The sequence below is a fragment of the Xanthomonas fragariae genome (genome assembly GCF_017603965.1).
GTDB classification, from domain to species: Bacteria; Pseudomonadota; Gammaproteobacteria; order Xanthomonadales; family Xanthomonadaceae; genus Xanthomonas; species Xanthomonas fragariae_A.
Genome location: NZ_CP071955.1, coordinates 1,363,762 through 1,380,265, shown reverse-complemented (window position 1 = coordinate 1,380,265; position 16,504 = coordinate 1,363,762). Strand labels below are relative to the sequence as shown.

14 protein-coding genes, 1 other RNA gene, 3 pseudogenes and 1 other annotated feature are annotated in these 16,504 nt (G+C 62.3%); of the genes and pseudogenes, 3 read left to right on the top strand and 15 right to left on the bottom strand.

What is annotated here, in order from left to right:
* Nucleotides 1–135: 135 nt before the first annotated feature.
* The 4 genes from J5I97_RS06480 to J5I97_RS06465 form a co-directional block, all read right to left on the bottom strand.
* Entirely contained in the window at nt 136–1,107 is a 972-nt protein-coding gene (locus J5I97_RS06480) for an IS5 family transposase (RefSeq protein WP_208590244.1), read from the bottom strand.
* 50 nt (nt 1,108–1,157) lie between these two features.
* A complete protein-coding gene (locus J5I97_RS06475) occupies nt 1,158–1,442 on the bottom strand; it encodes a hypothetical protein (RefSeq protein ID WP_208590300.1) in 285 nt (94 codons plus the stop codon).
* Between the two features lie 267 nt (nt 1,443–1,709).
* Nucleotides 1,710–2,923 (bottom strand): IS3 family transposase gene (locus J5I97_RS06470; RefSeq protein WP_208590298.1). Its coding sequence is split into 2 segments (ribosomal slippage): nt 1,710–2,638 and nt 2,638–2,923, totalling 1,215 coding nucleotides; the frame shifts between segments, so codons are not numbered across the junction.
* Nucleotides 2,532–2,648, bottom strand: a sequence feature (AL1L pseudoknot). It overlaps the preceding gene by 117 nt.
* A gap of 118 nt (nt 2,924–3,041) precedes the next feature.
* Complete coding sequence (locus J5I97_RS06465; RefSeq protein ID WP_208590296.1) at nt 3,042–3,473, bottom strand: Lrp/AsnC family transcriptional regulator; 432 nt, start codon at nt 3,471–3,473, stop codon at nt 3,042–3,044.
* Nucleotides 3,474–3,594: 121 nt separating this feature from the next.
* On the opposite strand from J5I97_RS06465, the gene J5I97_RS06460 reads away from it, so the two are divergent.
* Entirely contained in the window at nt 3,595–5,091 is a 1,497-nt protein-coding gene (locus J5I97_RS06460) for an aminotransferase class III-fold pyridoxal phosphate-dependent enzyme (protein WP_208590293.1), read from the top strand.
* A 96-nt stretch (nt 5,092–5,187) separates the two neighbouring features.
* Here the strand turns inward: J5I97_RS06460 and J5I97_RS06455 are convergent, their stop codons facing one another.
* Nucleotides 5,188–5,895 (bottom strand): glycosyltransferase family 32 protein, encoded by a 708-nt coding sequence (locus J5I97_RS06455; protein WP_208590286.1) that lies wholly within the window; start codon nt 5,893–5,895, stop codon nt 5,188–5,190.
* A gap of 135 nt (nt 5,896–6,030) precedes the next feature.
* Nucleotides 6,031–6,494: pseudogene (locus J5I97_RS19830) on the bottom strand (phosphoesterase); the annotation flags it as partial.
* A 345-nt stretch (nt 6,495–6,839) separates the two neighbouring features.
* Here J5I97_RS19830 and upp point away from each other — a divergent pair.
* Nucleotides 6,840–7,472 (top strand): uracil phosphoribosyltransferase, encoded by a 633-nt coding sequence (gene upp / locus J5I97_RS06440; protein WP_208590274.1) that lies wholly within the window; start codon nt 6,840–6,842, stop codon nt 7,470–7,472.
* Between the two features lie 127 nt (nt 7,473–7,599).
* Here upp and J5I97_RS06435 read toward each other — a convergent pair whose 3' ends face one another.
* The 6 genes from J5I97_RS06435 to rsmD form a co-directional block, all read right to left on the bottom strand.
* Nucleotides 7,600–9,357, bottom strand: coding sequence for a glycoside hydrolase family 9 protein (locus J5I97_RS06435; protein ID WP_208590272.1), 1,758 nt, complete (start codon nt 9,355–9,357; stop codon nt 7,600–7,602).
* A 321-nt stretch (nt 9,358–9,678) separates the two neighbouring features.
* Nucleotides 9,679–11,457, bottom strand: coding sequence for a gamma-glutamyltransferase (gene ggt, locus J5I97_RS06430; RefSeq protein WP_208590270.1), 1,779 nt, complete (start codon nt 11,455–11,457; stop codon nt 9,679–9,681).
* A complete protein-coding gene (locus J5I97_RS06425) occupies nt 11,454–11,819 on the bottom strand; it encodes a YfhL family 4Fe-4S dicluster ferredoxin (protein ID WP_238135653.1) in 366 nt (121 codons plus the stop codon). The genes ggt and J5I97_RS06425 overlap by 4 nt, the downstream gene beginning before the upstream one ends.
* Nucleotides 11,820–11,969: 150 nt before the next feature.
* Nucleotides 11,970–12,467, bottom strand: coding sequence for a hypothetical protein (locus J5I97_RS06420; RefSeq protein ID WP_208590267.1), 498 nt, complete (start codon nt 12,465–12,467; stop codon nt 11,970–11,972).
* Between the two features lie 50 nt (nt 12,468–12,517).
* The gene (gene coaD / locus J5I97_RS06415; RefSeq protein WP_208590264.1) at nt 12,518–13,024 is read right to left on the bottom strand and encodes a pantetheine-phosphate adenylyltransferase; all 507 of its coding nucleotides are present in this window, start codon (nt 13,022–13,024) and stop codon (nt 12,518–12,520) included.
* The gene (gene rsmD / locus J5I97_RS06410; RefSeq protein ID WP_208590257.1) at nt 13,021–13,644 is read right to left on the bottom strand and encodes a 16S rRNA (guanine(966)-N(2))-methyltransferase RsmD; all 624 of its coding nucleotides are present in this window, start codon (nt 13,642–13,644) and stop codon (nt 13,021–13,023) included. Before rsmD ends, coaD begins: the two co-directional genes overlap by 4 nt.
* A gap of 242 nt (nt 13,645–13,886) precedes the next feature.
* Here rsmD and htpG point away from each other — a divergent pair, with 242 nt between their 5' ends.
* Nucleotides 13,887–15,791 (top strand): molecular chaperone HtpG, encoded by a 1,905-nt coding sequence (gene htpG / locus J5I97_RS06405; RefSeq protein ID WP_208590248.1) that lies wholly within the window; start codon nt 13,887–13,889, stop codon nt 15,789–15,791.
* Between the two features lie 110 nt (nt 15,792–15,901).
* Here the strand turns inward: htpG and J5I97_RS06400 are convergent.
* From J5I97_RS06400 to J5I97_RS20510, 3 genes and pseudogenes are all read right to left on the bottom strand, one after another.
* Nucleotides 15,902–16,270: pseudogene (locus J5I97_RS06400) on the bottom strand (transposase); the annotation flags it as partial.
* An 8-nt stretch (nt 16,271–16,278) separates the two neighbouring features.
* Nucleotides 16,279–16,354: non-coding RNA, sX9 sRNA (locus J5I97_RS06395), on the bottom strand.
* Nucleotides 16,355–16,359: 5 nt separating this feature from the next.
* Nucleotides 16,360–16,501 (bottom strand): annotated as a pseudogene (locus J5I97_RS20510) (IS1595 family transposase); the annotation flags it as partial.
* Nucleotides 16,502–16,504 lie beyond the last annotated feature (3 nt).

Here is a 16,504-nt window from a genome sequence, read left to right as displayed (position 1 = left end):
AGTAGGATTAGGGAAGGTCTGAACAACTCTCAACACCTAAAAATATCAGCATAGAGAGCGCCAGTAACGCGTAAATTGGGTATGTAAGACGAGATTTTGCGCTTATCTGGCGGCTTCAGCTGCCGCCGGACAGCATTATGCCTTGGCCGGCAATAACTGCCGGCGCACCATCCATAGATTGGATAGCGCAAACAGCGTCAGCACCTGCGCGGTATTCTTCGCTAGGCCGCGATAGCGGATCTTGACGTAACCAAACTGGCGTTTGATCACCCGAAATGGATGTTCCACCTTCGCCCGCAGGCTGGCCTTGGTGTGCTCCCAGCGCTGGGCCCACTGCAACTCGCGCGCGTTCTTGATCTGCTTGAGCTTGGACGGCTTCTCTGCAATCAGGTAGCGCAACTTGCGCTTGCGCGCCATCTCCGCGCGCTTGTCCAGCCCCGTGTAACCGCTATCCCCGCTGAGCGTGTCTTCCTTGCCATGCAGCAGCTTGTGCGCCTGCGTGATATCGGCAACGTTGGCCGCCGTGCATTCCACGTGGTGCACCAACCCGGACACATCGTCTACTCCAATGTGCGCTTTCATCCCGAAGTAATATTGCTTGCCTTTCTTGGTCTGGTGCATCTCAGGATCGCGCGCGTGGTCAGCGTTCTTGGTCGAACTGGGCGCAGCGATCAGGGTTGCATCGACGATCGTGCCCGAGCGCAGACTTTGACCCTTGCGCGCCAGATGCGCGTTGACCGCTTCCAGCATCCGCGCGGCCAGGCCATGGGTCTCCAGCAAACGACGAAAATTGAGAATCGTGGTCTCGTCAGGAACGTTGTCCAACCCACCGAGCTGGGCAAAACGCCGCAAGCTCGGGATCTCATGCAACGCTTCTTCCATCGCCGGATCGCTCAGCGCGTACCACTGTTGCAGTAGATGAATCCGCAACATCGTGGCCAGTGCGTACGGCTGCCGACCTGGCCGTCCCGACGCCGGATAGTGCGGTGCGATCAGCGCAAGCAACCGCTGCCACGGAACGACCTGCTCCATCTCGGCCAGGAAGATTTCCCGGCGGGTCTGCTTGCGCTTACCCAGGCCCTCGGCGTCACCAAACGTCAGTTGCATGGATCACTCCTCAACGTAGGTGTGTAGTGTCGCGCATCTGGGGGCGTTGTTCAGAGCTTCCCTAAGTCGCTCCAAGTAGCTGCATTGTATTGATAGAGCCCTTGAACAGATGAATTCGAAGGATTCGACTCCATCGTACCAAGAGAGCTTTCATAAAATGCTTGATTGACGGCAATTTTAACGTCACTAAAAAGAAAACCGTGGGACAATCCATAGTCAACAATAGAGGCAGCTGTATTGCTCTGAGCTTGAGATAAATTGGCACCGGTAGCGTAACTATTATTTCCGGGCGTCGTATAAGTGCCACCACCCGACACCAAACGCATTTCTTCCATTTTAAGCGCTCGCATTTTTTCCTTCACCCCAAATTAGATACATCCGATTATTTTTCAATATGCCTTAGCATTCTTAGGTAGGCATCAGACAGTAAATAGCATTGCCAGGTAGTTTTGCAACCTGTAATGCTTCGGATTGCACACACCGCTTCTTACTGCACACACGTAGATCACCAAATTCACCAGCTTGCCGATGAGAGCAATCAGAATCAGCACGAATAGCCAGGATGAACCGCCCCGGGAAGTTGGGAGGCCGTTTGGTTTGAGTCACGCCGCTTTGACGTAACCGGCCTGTTGTCGATAGTAAGCCTCTTCGGCTTCTGCTGGCGGAATGTTCCCGATCGACCCCAGCAATCGCTTGTGGTTGTACCAGTCCACCCAATCCAGGGTGGCCAGTTCGACGTCCTGGCGATTGCGCCATGAGCGCCGGTGGATCACCTCAGCCTTGTACAACCCGTTGATCGTCTCGGCCAGCGCGTTGTCGTAGCTATCGCCCACGCTGCCCACCGACGGCTCGATCCCGGCGTCGGCCAGCCGCTCGGTGTAGCGGATCGACACATACTGCACGCCGCGGTCGCAGTGGTGGATCAGGCCGCCTTCGGTGGGCCGCCGCGCATGCAACGCTTGCTCCAGTGCGTCCAGCACGAAGTCCGTGTGCGCCGTCTGCGACACCTTCCAGCCCACGATCCGCCGTGCGTACACGTCGATCACGAAAGCCACGTACACGAACCCGGCCCAGGTCGAGACGTAGGTGAAGTCGCTGACCCACAGTCGGTTTGGCGACGGCGCATGGAACTGCCGGTTCACCTTGTCCAGCGGGCACGGCCGCTTGTCGCTGATCGTGGTCTTGACCACCTTTCCGCGCACCACCCCGTGCAGGCCCAGCTCGCCCATCAGCCGCTCCACCGTGCAGCGGGCCACTTGATAGCCCTCGCGCTTGAGCTGCCGCCAGACCTTGCGCACGCCGTACACCTGTCGGTTCTGCTCCCATACCCGCCGGATCTGCGGGCGCAGCGCCTGGTCCTTCCACCAGCGGTTCGGGCGCAAGTTCGCGTCCGCTTCCCGCCCCGCGTGGCGGTAATACGTCGACGGGGCAACCTGCAGCACCTGGCAGATCGGCTCGACCCCGTGGACATCGCGATGTTCGGTCACGAACGTGGTCAGGGCTTGAAGCGGCGGTCGAGCTCCGCCTGGGCGAAATATGCGCTGGCCTTGCGCAGGATCTCGTTGGCCTGCCGCAGCTGCCGGTTCTCCCGCAACAGATCCTTCAACTGCGCCCGCTCGTCCGTGCTCAATCCCGAACGCTCGCCAGCATCACGCTCGGCCTGCCGCACCCAATTGCACAGCGTCTGCGCCGAACAGCCGATCTTCCCGGCAATCGACTCGATCGCCGCCCACTGCGAGCCGTACGCGCCCTGATGCTCCCGCACCAGCCGAACCGCGCGCTCTCGCACTTCCAAGGAATACTTCGTCTTGTTCATGGCCCCATCTTCTCAAGAGTTGGAGCCTCCCGAAATCCCGGGGCGGTTCAGTGAGTCGAGGACGGTATTGGCAGTGAAACACTGTTGCTGTTGCGATTCCCCATTTCCGATTCCCCATTCACCGCTCGAACTTGGTCGACAGGATGATCGAGCTGGTGGTGCGCTCCACACCGTCGATGGCGCCGATGGCGTCGGTGAGCACGTCCATTTCGTTGACGCCGCCAACAACACCGAGAGCGATCAGGTCGTAGGCGCCACTGACCGAGTGCAGCAGGCGCACTTGGGGGATGTCGCGTAACGCCTTGACCACGGCCGGCATTTTCTTGGGCAGCACGGTGATCAGGATGTGCGCGCGGATGCGGCCCTGCTCGTAGCTGTCGTGGGTGCGTACGGTATAGCCGATGATCACCCCGTCGCGTTCGAGCTTCTCGATGCGGCTCTGCACGGTGGTGCGCGACAGCCCGAGCCGGCGCGCGATCTGCGCGGTGGAGGCCCGTGCATCCTCGCGCAGCAGCGACAACAGGCGTTCGTCGGAGGCGGTAATTTTCACTTTTGCCCATCTGCGTCGGCGAATCGACGAAAATACCGCACTTCCTGCCCAGATTCACGCTGCTAAACGCCGATCTTCTGCCGATAATAGATAGGCAACGACACCTCGTAGGAGATGCGCCATGTCCGTCCTTGCCCCGCTAGCCCCGCTGCGCGCCCGTGCAGGCCGCCGCCTAACTGTTGGCCTGGACGATGCCAGCATCGTGCGCCTGGCAGGTAATCATCCCGACCTGCAACAGGCAATCGGCGCTGCCGCCGCCGAATACGCGCTGATGCGCGAGGAGGCGGCCGACCTGCTGGATCTGGACGAAGACGCGCAGATCGGCACGGTGCAGGAAGGCTTCATCAATTTCTACGCAGACGATGCGTTGACTCCGTACGTGGCGCTGGTCGCGCGCGGCCCGTGGGTGGTCACGCTCAAGGGTGCGGTGCTGTACGACGCCGGCGGCTACGGCATGCTCGGCTTCGGCCACACCCCCAAGTCGGTGCTCGAGGCGATGGCGCGGCCGCAGGTGATGGCAAACGTAATGACCCCCAGCCTGGCGCAGCGCCGGCTCGACCGCGCTCTGCGTGCGGAGATCGGCCACAGTCGCGGCGGTTGTCCGTTCGCACGCTTCATGTGCCTCAATTCCGGCTCTGAGGCGGTGGGCCTGGCCGCGCGTATTGTCGACACCAACGCCAAGCTGCAAACCGATCCAGGTGCGCGCCATGCCGGCGGCGCCATCAAGCGCGTGGTGGTCAAGGGCAGCTTCCACGGCCGCACCGATCGCCCCGGCCTGTATTCCGATTCCAGCCGCAAGACCTACATCAAGTATCTGGCCAGTTACCGCGACGAAGATTCGGTGATCGCGATCGCGCCGTACGACGTGGCGGCGCTGCAACGCGCATTCGACGAGGCCGCGCGCAATCACTGGTTTATCGAGGCGGTGTTTCTGGAGCCGGTGATGGGCGAAGGCGACCCAGGGCGTGCATTGCCGGCCGCGTTCTACGCAGCCGCGCGCGAGCTGACCCGCACACATGGCAGCTTGCTGCTGGTGGATTCGGTCCAGGCCGGCCTGCGTGCGCATGGCGTGCTGTCGGTGGTCGACTACCCCGGCTTCGAGCAACTCGACCCACCGGATCTGGAAACCTATTCCAAGGCGCTCAACGCCGCGCAGTACCCGCTGTCGGTGCTGGCGGTGACCGAACAGGCCGCGCGGGTGTATCGCGAAGGCACCTACGGCAACACCATGACCACCAATCCACGCGCCCTCGATGTGGCCTGCGCCACGCTGGCGTTGTTTACGCCGCGAGTGCGCGAAAACATCCGCACTCGCGGCGCGCAAGCGATCAGCAAACTCGAAGCGCTGCAGTCCGAGCTAGGCGATTTGATTACCAAAGTGCAAGGCACCGGGTTGCTGTTCTCGTGCGAGCTGGCACCTCAATTCAAATGCCACGGCGCAGGTTCCACCGAAGAGTGGCTGCGTCATCGCGGCGTTAACGTGATTCATGGCGGCGAAAATTCGCTGCGCTTCACCCCGCACTTTGCGATGGACGAGGACGAGCTCGATCTGCTGGTCGGGTTGATCGCACGTGCACTGAGGGAAGGTCCACGTCGGGCGCAAGCTAAGGCGGCCTGAGCTGACAGCAGGTGACGCGTCGATTGCGCACCTGCTGAATGTAGGCAGCCCTCTACTTTCAAGGTTTTACAGCGGATCTGCACGACCATCAGCCGATCAAATCGTCACAGCACTCAACTTGCGCCTTAGATAGTTAGTCACCGCCCGACGTGGCGACTTGCCGCGCCAGGACGCCCAACATAGATGCGAACCCACCGCGACCTTGCCACCGCGGTGACCGAGTCCAAACCAGGTGCGATCCGGGTGGAACGCATCGCGGGCCGGAAATGTGATGCCGGCGAACTCCCCGGAATGCGCGTTATAAAAACGCGTCAATCCGCGTGGACCGGAGATCATCGGGATCTGCCGGTGATCTTCCAGCGTTTCCGGCGTGTGCACGTTGAAGATGTGCTCGATAAATGCGCGCCAGAACGGATGCCCGGCCTCGGAACCCAACACGGCGTTGCCGATCTTGAAGTCCTCATGACCGGGCGCGCCCTCTTCGATCGGCAATACGCATTGCTGTGATGTGAGTTCGGCGTCAAGCGGACGCAACAATTTGTAGTCAGTGTCGAAGTAGAAGCCGCCGTACGCGTGCATGTAGGCACAACGCGCGATGTCGGCTTTCATCACTCCGAAGCGGATCTTTTCGTAACGCTCGGCAAACTCCGGAAATGCACGGCGCATCAACTCCGCATTGTCAGCATCGTCCCAGACATAGCAGGTCCAGCCCGATAACAACCGCTGCAAACGGGCCTGAATTCTGCGCTCTTCCCAGAGCAGATGCTTGGTCGGCGCAGTCATATGGAATACGTGGGGAATCATGCAGCTTCTCGACGGACGGGGGAAGAACCAGGCCCTCCAACGCGGCACCGCCCTGAAGCGGGTTACCCGGTCTTAGGTCCGGCTGACCCCACAGTACTATCATTACTATCGTTATTGAAGTGGGCCGCAACAGCATCACTCCAAGCAGCGATCCGCCCGACCCTTGAGGGTTGCACTCCGTGGACAATCGCGCGGCGCGATGGGTCCTGCCTCGTGTTCAATCAGTCGCTTGCCACCGGCGCTATCGCGCCGCAGTTCGAACGCGTCATACAAAAGGCGACCGGTCGCGGTGCGCGACTCGTCAACAAGCTGCTGGTTGTCGATACGTAGCACCTGATACAGCTGGGTGTCTTCACTCACTGGGCGCATGGTCTTGCGCGCCTATCCGAAAGACGGTACTGCTTGGGCCCGTCCACCGAGACCAAGAACACCGGGGTCGCCTGCCCGGCCTCATTGCCGCGTCGGCCGTCGGTGTGACCTTGTCCCTGAAGCACCAGATCGATCTTGTGCCGGCCGATCACCGGCAACACCTGCTCCACCAGCTTTTCGTTTTCGTGATTGGCACGCGGCCAAAAGAACAGCTGATGAATCAATACAATCCGAGCCGATGCCTTCGCCCAACATGCCGCCACGGTATTGCAGCGAGGCGGTGGTCTAGACGTTCCAGATCGATTGCTGCAGCACTGGCGGCGCCGCAACGGCGGGCCCTCAGCCGCATGCGCCAGCGGGTGCCCACATGGCCGCAGCCACAACGTCGGCGTGATCCCAAGGCAGCGCAGCGTGTTGTTCAACACGGGGTTTCCCCAATCGGTCAAAACTTGGCGGGCACGCTATGTTCATGACTTTTCACCGCCATGACATATGCAAGCGCAATCACATCCGATGTGTGGCGACGTCACCGGTCGCTGCGGCACACTGTGCGCTTCTCACGCCTGTCGTTGGCCATGAAAATCGTCGAAGTCCGCCACCCTCTCGTCCAGCATAAAATCGGCCTGCTGCGCGATGCCGCCTTGAGCACCAAGGGCTTTCGCGAGTTGGTCACCGAACTGGGCACATTGTTGGCATACGAGGCCACCGCGAATCTGGATACCGAAACGCACGTGCAACCGGGCTGGGCCGGTCCGGTCGAAGTGCAGCGCATCGCCGGCGCCAAGATCACGTTGGTGCCGATCCTGCGCGCAGGCTTGGGCATGTTGCCCGGCGTACTGGCGCTGATCCCCGCCGCACGCGTGAGCGTCATTGGCCTGCAACGCGACGAAGAAACCTTGCAGCCGGTACCGTACTTCGAACGCCTCACCGGACGCCTCGAAGAGCGCGATGCGCTGATTCTGGATCCGATGCTGGCGACCGGCGGCACCCTGATCGCCACCATCGACATGCTCAAACGCGCCGGCGCGCGGCGCATCAAGGGCATCTTTCTGGTCGCCGCACCGGAAGGTCTGAAAGCGCTAGAGGCAGTGCATCCGGACGTAGAGGTCTACACTGCGGCAATCGACGGCCATCTCAACGAGAAGGGCTACATCCTGCCCGGCCTAGGCGATGCCGGTGACCTGATTTTTGGTACGCGGGTGGAGTGAACGACTAAAGCCACTCTTCCAACGAGAGACAGGAAGCGAGCGCAGCGTGTCCGGACGAGAAAACCGATATGTCTAGACGGAGGACGACGTCAGATGGGAGAGGGAGAGCCTCGAGGTCGCATGCCCCTCACCGCGTCGACGCCTCGATCGCCGCACTCACATACACCAGCGGTGCATTCCAGTTGATCGCCACTTCGTTGGTGGCGTAGCTGCAGCTGTTGTCCAGGTACGACAGCGCCGGCAGTTTTGAGGGATACGCCACTTTGCAGTCCTTGGCATCCTGCTGGCCTGGTTGCGGGCCACCGGCCAACCAACCGGGCACCGGTGCATCGATACCGTCGGCCTCGGAGGGGCGATGATGGATATGCATCGGCGTGCGCTGCCCGACTCCGGTAACGAACGACAACCCCAGCGGATTACGCCCCAAAATGTAGTCCAAGTGCGACTGCGCAGCATCCAGGTACTGGCGCTGCTGCGTGAGCCGATAGCCCTGCATCAACATCATCGCGCGGTTGAGTACCGCCGCATTGCTGCCCCAGACAAAGTCCTTGTCGGTCATCGCCAAGCGCCACGACGAGGCTCGCCATTGGTCGGCCAACCGTTGCGCCAGACCGGCGACCTCACGCTCGATGCGCATGCGATCGGCATGCGAGGTGAGCTGGTCGCGATGCCCGGCCAGCGACATCCAGGCCAACCCACCGACATTGCCCCACGACGGCACCGTCGCTGGCACATTCTGCGCGGTCATTGCATCGTAGAAACCATCCTCGCGCGTGGTGAGGTACAACTCCGCCGCGGCCCAAGCGAATTCATCGTCGACATGCGCATCGTCGTAACCGCCGGTGCGCACATCGTCGGGCTGGCGATAGATCACATCCGGATGCAGCTGCGCCCATGCCCAGGCACTGCGTGAAGCTTTCAACATGCGCGCCGAGACACCTGGATATTGCTTGTCGAACGGCGCATACACGCGACTGGCCGCGGCCATCACTGCAGCAAAGTCCAGCGTGGCGGCAGTCGCCTTCATCACCACATAGCGTTGCTGTTTGGCTTGATCGGGCATCACCAGACCATCGAACTGTTTGTCGGTGAGCTTGTGATACACGCCGCCATCGGCAGGATCCTGCATGGCCAGCATCCATTCCAGATTCCACCAAGTCTCCTGCAGGATGCCGGGCACGCCTGGCGCATCGTTGGGAATGGTCAGTGCCTGCGCCTCGAACAACGCCGGATACTGCTCGTAGGCCGCCAGCAAGGTGTAGGTGCTGATGCCGGAATTGACGATGTATTTGTTGTAGTCGCCGGCGTCATACCAGCCCTTGGGCGCGCTGATCACGCTGTCCGCCGACCGCGTTGCCGATGCCGCCGACGGATGGATGCGCACCTGCGTATCCGGATGCCCGGCCGCACGCGCATAACGCCCGGCAAACTGCGTCGGTAACGCGGTGCTGGCACGATTGAAATAGAACGCCTTGAGCGATGCATCGACGACTGGCTGATACGCCCCCGCCGCGATCCGGAACGGATCGGATGCCGGCAGCCCCTCGATCTTCAATCGATACGTTCCTGCGGCGCGCACACTGGAAAAATCCGCCACCCGCGCCTGTTGCCCCGCCGGTGACCACAGCGCAGCGGGTTGCAAAGTGCCCTGGAGCACACGGCGGCCTTGCGCATCTTCGACTGTGAAGCGGTCCGAATCGGTCGCCGTGCCTTGCGGCAACCCGACCACCGCAAGCTTGGCCGAGCCCGGCAGGTAGCCGAGCTGGTTGACGTGGATGGCAGCGCCAGATGCCAATGCGGCCTGGTTGCCGGTGGTATCGGTCGTGCAAGCGGCGATAGGCGATGCGATCACCATGCTGGTGAGCAGAGTCTGGAAAACAGTCATGCCGCGATGGTCGCTGCATTGGATGACAGCCACAAGTACAATCCAGACATCGCCCGCTGCGGCAATGCGCATTACTGCGGCGGCGTCCACGCTGCGACAAGCACCAGCGACGCGGCGCTGTCGCGCGGCTCCGACACATCGGTAGGTATGCGCTTCAACCAGCAATGCGCGATGTGTGCTGCAGACACCAATCGCCGTAACGGCCACGTCTGCTTGCTGCCCGCACGGGCGTCATGGCAACAACACACTGACAGCCAAAAACGAAAAGCGCCTTGCTCCATAGCACGAAACCAGGCGCTCTCAGTCGACCTGGCTCAGCGCTCAGCGCGCCGCTGCCTCCAGCTGCACGTCGGCCTTGCCTACCGGATTGCGCGGGTCGCTACCGCCGCTGAGCGCGTTGCTGCGCTTGTCCCATTCCACCGTCTGCAGGTTGCCCCACACATGGCTGGAACCGCGGCCGCCCTCGGCGGTGTCGCCGGGCAGCTTGAGCGCGTGGCCCATCGCTTCCAGTGCCTTGGCGGTCTGTGGCGAGAACGCGTTGCTCTCGGCGTCGATCACGTCCGGCAGCCACTGGTGGTGATACCGCGGCAAGGCGCTGACCTGCTGTGCGTCCAGGCCGGCGTCGTAGCCCAGGATGCCGAGCAGCACCATGGTGATAATGCGGCTGCCACCCGGGGTACCGATCACCGCAACTTTGTCCAACGATTCCATGAAGGTCGGTGTCATCGAGCTGAGCATGCGCTTGCCCGGCTTCGGCGCATTGGCGGCGTAACCCATCACGCCAAAGGCATTCGGGGTGCCCGGCTTGAGCGCGAAGTCGTCCATCTCGTCGTTGAGCAGCACACCGGTGCCCTTGGGGATTAGCCCGGAGCCATACAGCAGGTTGACGGTCTGGGTGGCGCCAACGCGGTTGCCTTCGCCATCGATGATGGAAAAATGCGTGGTCTCGTCGTCTTCCAGCGGGGTGGGGTTGGCTGACAGCAGATCGCTGGGCGTGGCTTTTTCGGGGTTGATCGTGGCACGCAGACCTTGCGCGTAATCTTTGCTGGTCAGCACGCGCTGCGGCACGGCGACGAAGTCCGGGTCGCCAAGAAAAAACGTGCGGTCGCGGTAGGCGCGGCGCATCGCCTCCACCACCAGATGGGTGCGGTGCGCATCGTCGAGTTTGTCCAGATCCCAGCCTTCCAGTATCTGCAGCATCGCCGCCAGAGCGATGCCGCCGGAGGACGGCGGCGGCGCGGTGGTGATCTTCCAGCCGCGGTAATCGAACTGGATCGGCGTGCGCTCCTTGACCCGATACCCGGCCAACTCGGACGCTTTCCACCGCCCACCGGCCTGTTCGACCCCGGCCAGCAGCTTCTTGGCGGTTTCGCCCTTGTAGAAGCCGTCCAAGCCGTTGGCGCTGAGCAGCTGCAACGTGTGCGCCAGCTCGGGTTGCTTGAAGATGTCGCCTTCGGCAATGGGTTTTCCGCCGCGCAGATACACCTGGCGCGTCCCTGGGTAGCGCTCCATCACCTCGCGACGCGATGCGTAGCCCTTGGCCATTCGCGCGTACACCGGGAAGCCCTCGGTGGCGATGCGGATCGATGGAGCCAACGACTGCTTCAGCGGCAGCCGGCCGTGCTTGGACGCCAGCTCCACCAGCGCGGCAGGCAGGCCCGGAATACCGGCCGACCACGGGCCGTTGACCGGGCGGTCGCGGTCAAGCTCACCTTTCTTGTCGAGGAACTGCGACTCGCTCGCCGACTCCGGCGCATATTCGCGCGCGTCCAGCATCACGTCCTTGCCGGTCTTGGCGTCGTGCAACAGGAAGAAACCACCGCCGCCCAGACCCGAGCTGATCGGCTCGACCACCGCCAACGTGGACGACACCGCAATCGCCGCATCGAACGCATTACCGCCTTCACGCAGGATCTGCAGGCCGGCATCGGTCGCCAGCGCGTGACCGCTGGCGATCGCCGCACCGGGCGGATGCGCTGCCAACGGCGAGGTCGCAACCGCCGCAGGTTTGGCGCCATCGGCAGGCCAGGCTTGCGGTGCCAGCACGAAAGCCAGCAACACGAGGCCGCGCGAAGAAAGACGTCGGGAGAAAATGCTCACGCCGCGGGAGGCTCCTGTTCGTACAATTCGGGATGATCACGCTGCAGCTGCATGAGCTTGGCAAGCAATTGATCATGGGTTTCCGGGATGGCCGGATCCTGGTCGATGCATTCGACCGGGCACACCACCACGCATTGCGCTTCGTCGAAATGGCCCACGCACTCGGTACACCGTGCCGGGTCGATCACGTAGATGGTTTCGCCCATCGAAATGGCCTGATTCGGGCACGCCGGCTCGCAGACATCGCAGTTGACGCAGAGCTCGTTGATCTTCAGCGACATGTCGACGACACCATGCGATGTAGCCCAGCGCGATTCAACTGCAGGCGCTGGAACGCAACGTACTGCTGCAGACGGGCGCACATCGCGGAGAGTAAAGAACGGACAACGCCGTGAGCATTGTTGGACACCGGCCTGAGACGGCCGGCCTCGGTGGAGTGCAAACTCGGCAGCATGGTGCGTTTGCACGCCGCGACCGGATGCGCCCTCCCGCGCATCCGGCCTGGTACGGCATTACTTGGCTTCAACGAAAATGTATTCTGCGCCCTTGGGCTGGACGATGGTCTGCACGCGCGCGTTGTCGGCAGCATTGCCGATGAACAGCACGCGCACGCCCTTCATCGAGTCCGGTGCCACGTCCTTGAACGCCGCATCGATCAGGTCGGCCATCTTGGTCGATGCCGACGAGCCGAAGGCCAGCATGTTGCCCGGCTGCACGCCACGAGCGAGCGCGGTCTTGACGCTTTCCAGCTGACGCTCGTAGCTGCCGGCGAACTCGGCATCTGACTCCGGCGGCAAGTAGTACAGGAACGGGCTGTTGGTGGTGGTGCCCAGGTTCTGGCCGACCACTTCCTGCAGGTACTTCTTCCAGCCGGCGTTGTCGTCCTTGGCCGGTGCGGTCAGCGCAGCCGGAGCCGCGGCAGCGGTCGGAGCCGGCGCTTCCTTCTTACAGGCAGTAACCGCAAGAGCGGCGATCGAAGCGAGCGCCAGAGCGCGCATGGTGTGTTTCATAAAAACTCCTCCCGTTTGAAAAGGATGTGGTGATGTGACTGCTGATGAGATCAAGCCTGCGCGCGGGATTGGCGCACCTGCCGCAACGCCTCGACGACTGAAGCCGGAACGAAACCGGACACGTCCCCGCCCAGCCGCGCGATTTCGCGCACCAGCGAGGACGAGATGAAGCTGTACTGCTCGGCCGGTGTGAGAAACAGCGTTTCCACCTCCGGAATCAGATGGCGATTCATGCTGGCCATCTGGAATTCGTATTCGAAGTCGGACACGGCGCGCAGGCCGCGCAGCAGCACGCCGGCGCCCATGTCGCGCACGAAGTGAGCCAGCAAGATATCGAAGCCGCGCACTTCCACATTGGTATGCGCGGCCAGCGCTTCCTGGGCCAGCTCGACACGGCGTTCCAACGACAATGCAGGGCCTTTGGACGGGCTGTAGGCCACGCCGACCACCACACGCTCGAACAACGGCGCGGCGCGGTTCACCAGATCGATATGACCATTGGTGATCGGGTCGAAGGTACCGGGATAGACGGCGGTGCGGCTACTGGCAACGCTCATACGGAAACTACCGGGGTCTGATCGCTCTTCAGTGTAGCAGCGGGCTGGCGGTACAGCGCATAGCGCACCTGCCGGGTGGCGCCCTCACGATACACGTGCCAGCCGGCCGGAACCTGCGGCGGCACATCGGCCGGCGCTTCCAGGTACAGCCAGGCATCGGCGGCCAGATGTACGGGCAGCCGTTCCAGCACGCTGGGCCACAGGCCGGCGGCGAACGGCGGATCGACGAACACGATGTTGGCTTGGGCCGCAGGCGCGCGTTCCATCCACCGCAGCGCGTCTTCCTGCAGCACTTGGACCTGGGCGGCCGCATCGAGTCTGGTCACGTGCTCGCGTAGCCGTTGCACCAGACCAGGGTCGCGTTCGATCAGCGTTGCCTGCGCAGCGCCGCGCGACACCGCCTCCAGCCCCAGCGCGCCGGACCCGGCGAACAGATCCAGCACGCGCGCACCAGGCAGACGCGGCATCAGCCAATTGAACACCGTCTCGCGGACGCGGTCGCTGCTCGGGCGCAGGCCGGGCAACTCGGGCACAGCCAGCCGTGTGTTGCGCCAGCGTCCGCCGACGATGCGCACCTGCCCTTCCGCGCCGCGTGGCGCCGACCGTGCCGGGCGACTCATTGCAGCGCGCCTTTTAAAGGCGAACGGGTGCAGCACAGCAGCGGCGCAAATGGCGACATGGCTCGGAGCAAGACGAACTGGTCGGCCATGATAGCGCCACGATTGCCTCAGCCGCCCTCACCCGAGCCCCTATCGACGTGACGACACATTCGCGCACGCTCGCCTTGAAAAATCCGCATGCGGCCTCATCCCCCTGGCCATCGGCCGCGCTGCGGCCTGGGCCACCACGGAGCACCACCACCATGACCGTTGACACCGACAAGCAGACGCTTGGCTTCCAGACCGAGGTCAAGCAGCTTCTGCAGCTGATGATTCATTCGTTGTACTCGAACAAGGAAATCTTCCTGCGCGAGCTGGTTTCCAATGCCGCCGACGCCGCCGACAAACTACGTTTCGAAGCATTGGTCAAGCCCGAGCTGCTGGAAGGCGGCAGCGATCTACGCATCCGCGTGGACTACGACAAGGACGCGCGCACCATCACCATCGACGATAACGGCATCGGCATGAGCCGCGAAGATGCGGTGTCGCATCTGGGCACCATCGCCAAGTCCGGCACCGCCGACTTCCTCAAGCACCTGAGCGGCGATCAAAAGAAGGACGCCAACCTGATCGGCCAGTTCGGCGTGGGCTTCTATAGCGCCTTCATCGTGGCCGACCAAGTGGACGTGTATTCGCGTCGTGCCGGCCTGCCCGCCGAGGAAGGCGTGCATTGGTCCTCGCGTGGCGAAGGCGAATTCGAAGTTGCCAGCGTCGACAAGCCCGAGCGCGGCACCCGCATCGTGCTGCATCTGAAGGAAGGCGAAGACAGCTTCGCCGATGGCTGGACGCTGCGCGGCATCCTAAAGAAATACTCCGACCACATCGGCCTGCCGATCGAAATGCGCAAAGAGCATTACGGGGAACAGGCCGACCCGCCGGCCGAGCCGGAATGGGAAGCAGTCAACCGCGCCAGCGCGCTGTGGACGCGGCCCAAGTCCGAGATCAAGAACGAGGAGTATCAGGAGTTCTACAAGCACGTGGCCCATGACGCGGGCAACCCGCTGGCATGGAGCCACAACAAGGTCGAAGGCAAGCTGGAATACACCTCGCTGCTGTTCGTCCCCGGCCGGGCCCCATTCGACCTGTATCACCGCGATTCGGCCAAGGGCCTGAAGCTGTATGTGCAGCGCGTTTTCATCATGGATCAGGCCGAGCAGTTCCTGCCGCTGTACCTGCGCTTCATCAAGGGCGTGGTGGATTCGTCCGACCTGTCGCTCAACGTCTCGCGCGAGATCCTGCAATCCGGCCCGGTGGTGGATTCGATGAAGTCCGCACTGACCAAGCGCTCGTTGGACATGCTGGAAAAGCTGGCCAAGGACAAGCCGGACGACTATGCGACGTTCTGGCGCAACTTCGGCCAAGCGTTGAAGGAAGGCCCGGCCGAAGATTATGCCAACCGCGAAAAGATCGCCGGCCTGCTTCGATTCTCCTCCACGCACGACACCACCGGCGCGCAGAGCGTTGGTCTGGCCGATTACGTCAGCCGTCTGGCCGAAGGTCAGGACAAGCTGTATTACCTCACCGGCGAAAGCTACGCGCAGATCAAGGACAGCCCGCATCTGGAAGTGTTCCGCAAGAAAGGCATCGAAGTGCTGCTGCTCACAGACCGCATCGACGAATGGTTGATGAGCTACCTCACCGAGTTCGACGGCAAGTCGTTCGTGGACGTGGCACGCGGCGATCTGGATCTGGGCAATCTGGATTCGGAAGAAGACAAGAAGGCGCAGGAAGAAGTCGCCAAGTCCAAGGAAGGCTTGGCCTCGCGCATCAAGGCCGCCCTCGGCGACGACGTGGCGGAAGTGCGCGTCTCGCACCGCCTGACCGACTCCCCGGCCATTCTCGCCATCGGCCAGGGCGACCTGGGCCTGCAGATGCGTCAGCTATTGGAAGCCAGCGGCCAGGCCGTACCGGAAAGCAAGCCGGTGTTCGAATTCAACCCGGCCCACCCACTGATCGAAAAACTCGACGCCGAAGCCGACATGGACCGCTTCGGCGATTTGAGCCGGGTGTTGTTCGATCAGGCTGCTTTGGCGGCGGGCGATAGTCTTAAGGACCCGGCTGGGTATGTAAGGCGGTTGAATAAGTTGTTGCTGGAACTGTCGGCCTGAGAGTGCCGGTGATTTGGCAGTGATGCAGACAAAGACCGGCGCATGCGCCGGTCTTTGTGTTTGGGCGCCAGCCGCCTTCATCACTACATCGTTCTGCTTGGCCCTGACTCTCAATTGTGGAAATTGCTCGCCGCAGGCAGAACCGGCTCCGGACAAGGTTTGCGTTGCTTCATGACAGTAGCAAGTCGTGGCAGCAGCTCGCGCAATTGGAATCTTCGATCGAAGCGGTGGGCGGCTTCGGCCAGATAACGCCTTGCGTATTTGCCTTGCGCAATCGCGTGATACACGCCGCTGATGGCGCGTTTGAGGTTGCCGAGCACCACGTTGACCCAGGGGGCGCCAGCCGTTTCGGTCGCGGCACGTCCGCCACCGGTGTCCAGCGTGGTGTGCGCGTGGCCGGCATCTTCCAGGCGACGGAAGCAGGCCAGCCCGTCGGTATAGACCTCGCATTCGGGAATCAGGCGACGCGCAGTCCAGTCCTTAGAGCGGCTAACAAAACGTAGCGAGCAGTCGTCAGGTGGGTGCGGACGGCGCGCAGGAACCGGAATGTACGCGTGGTACATGCCGATTCCGCGCACCGGCTCGATCACCACATAACTCGGCGCGGTGAATATGGCATCGGTCTGCACCGCAATCAGGAACGTTTGTTTGTTCTCCGATCCGCGTCCGGCCTTGCCGACGTTACGCTCACCGCCTAGTCCTACTGTGTCATA

Coding starts and splice junctions, on each gene's coding strand:
- rsmD (WP_208590257.1), bottom strand. CDS start 13,644: ATGAGTCGCCCGGCACGGTCGGCGCCACGCGGCGCGGAAGGGCAGGTG.
- htpG (WP_208590248.1), top strand. CDS start 13,887: ATGACCGTTGACACCGACAAGCAGACGCTTGGCTTCCAGACCGAGGTC.
- J5I97_RS06455 (WP_208590286.1), bottom strand. CDS start 5,895: ATGATTCCCCACGTATTCCATATGACTGCGCCGACCAAGCATCTGCTC.
- coaD (WP_208590264.1), bottom strand. CDS start 13,024: ATGAGCGTTGCCAGTAGCCGCACCGCCGTCTATCCCGGTACCTTCGAC.
- J5I97_RS06435 (WP_208590272.1), bottom strand. CDS start 9,357: ATGACTGTTTTCCAGACTCTGCTCACCAGCATGGTGATCGCATCGCCT.
- J5I97_RS06460 (WP_208590293.1), top strand. CDS start 3,595: ATGTCCGTCCTTGCCCCGCTAGCCCCGCTGCGCGCCCGTGCAGGCCGC.
- upp (WP_208590274.1), top strand. CDS start 6,840: ATGAAAATCGTCGAAGTCCGCCACCCTCTCGTCCAGCATAAAATCGGC.
- J5I97_RS06475 (WP_208590300.1), bottom strand. CDS start 1,442: ATGGAAGAAATGCGTTTGGTGTCGGGTGGTGGCACTTATACGACGCCC.
- J5I97_RS06480 (WP_208590244.1), bottom strand. CDS start 1,107: ATGCAACTGACGTTTGGTGACGCCGAGGGCCTGGGTAAGCGCAAGCAG.
- J5I97_RS06420 (WP_208590267.1), bottom strand. CDS start 12,467: ATGAAACACACCATGCGCGCTCTGGCGCTCGCTTCGATCGCCGCTCTT.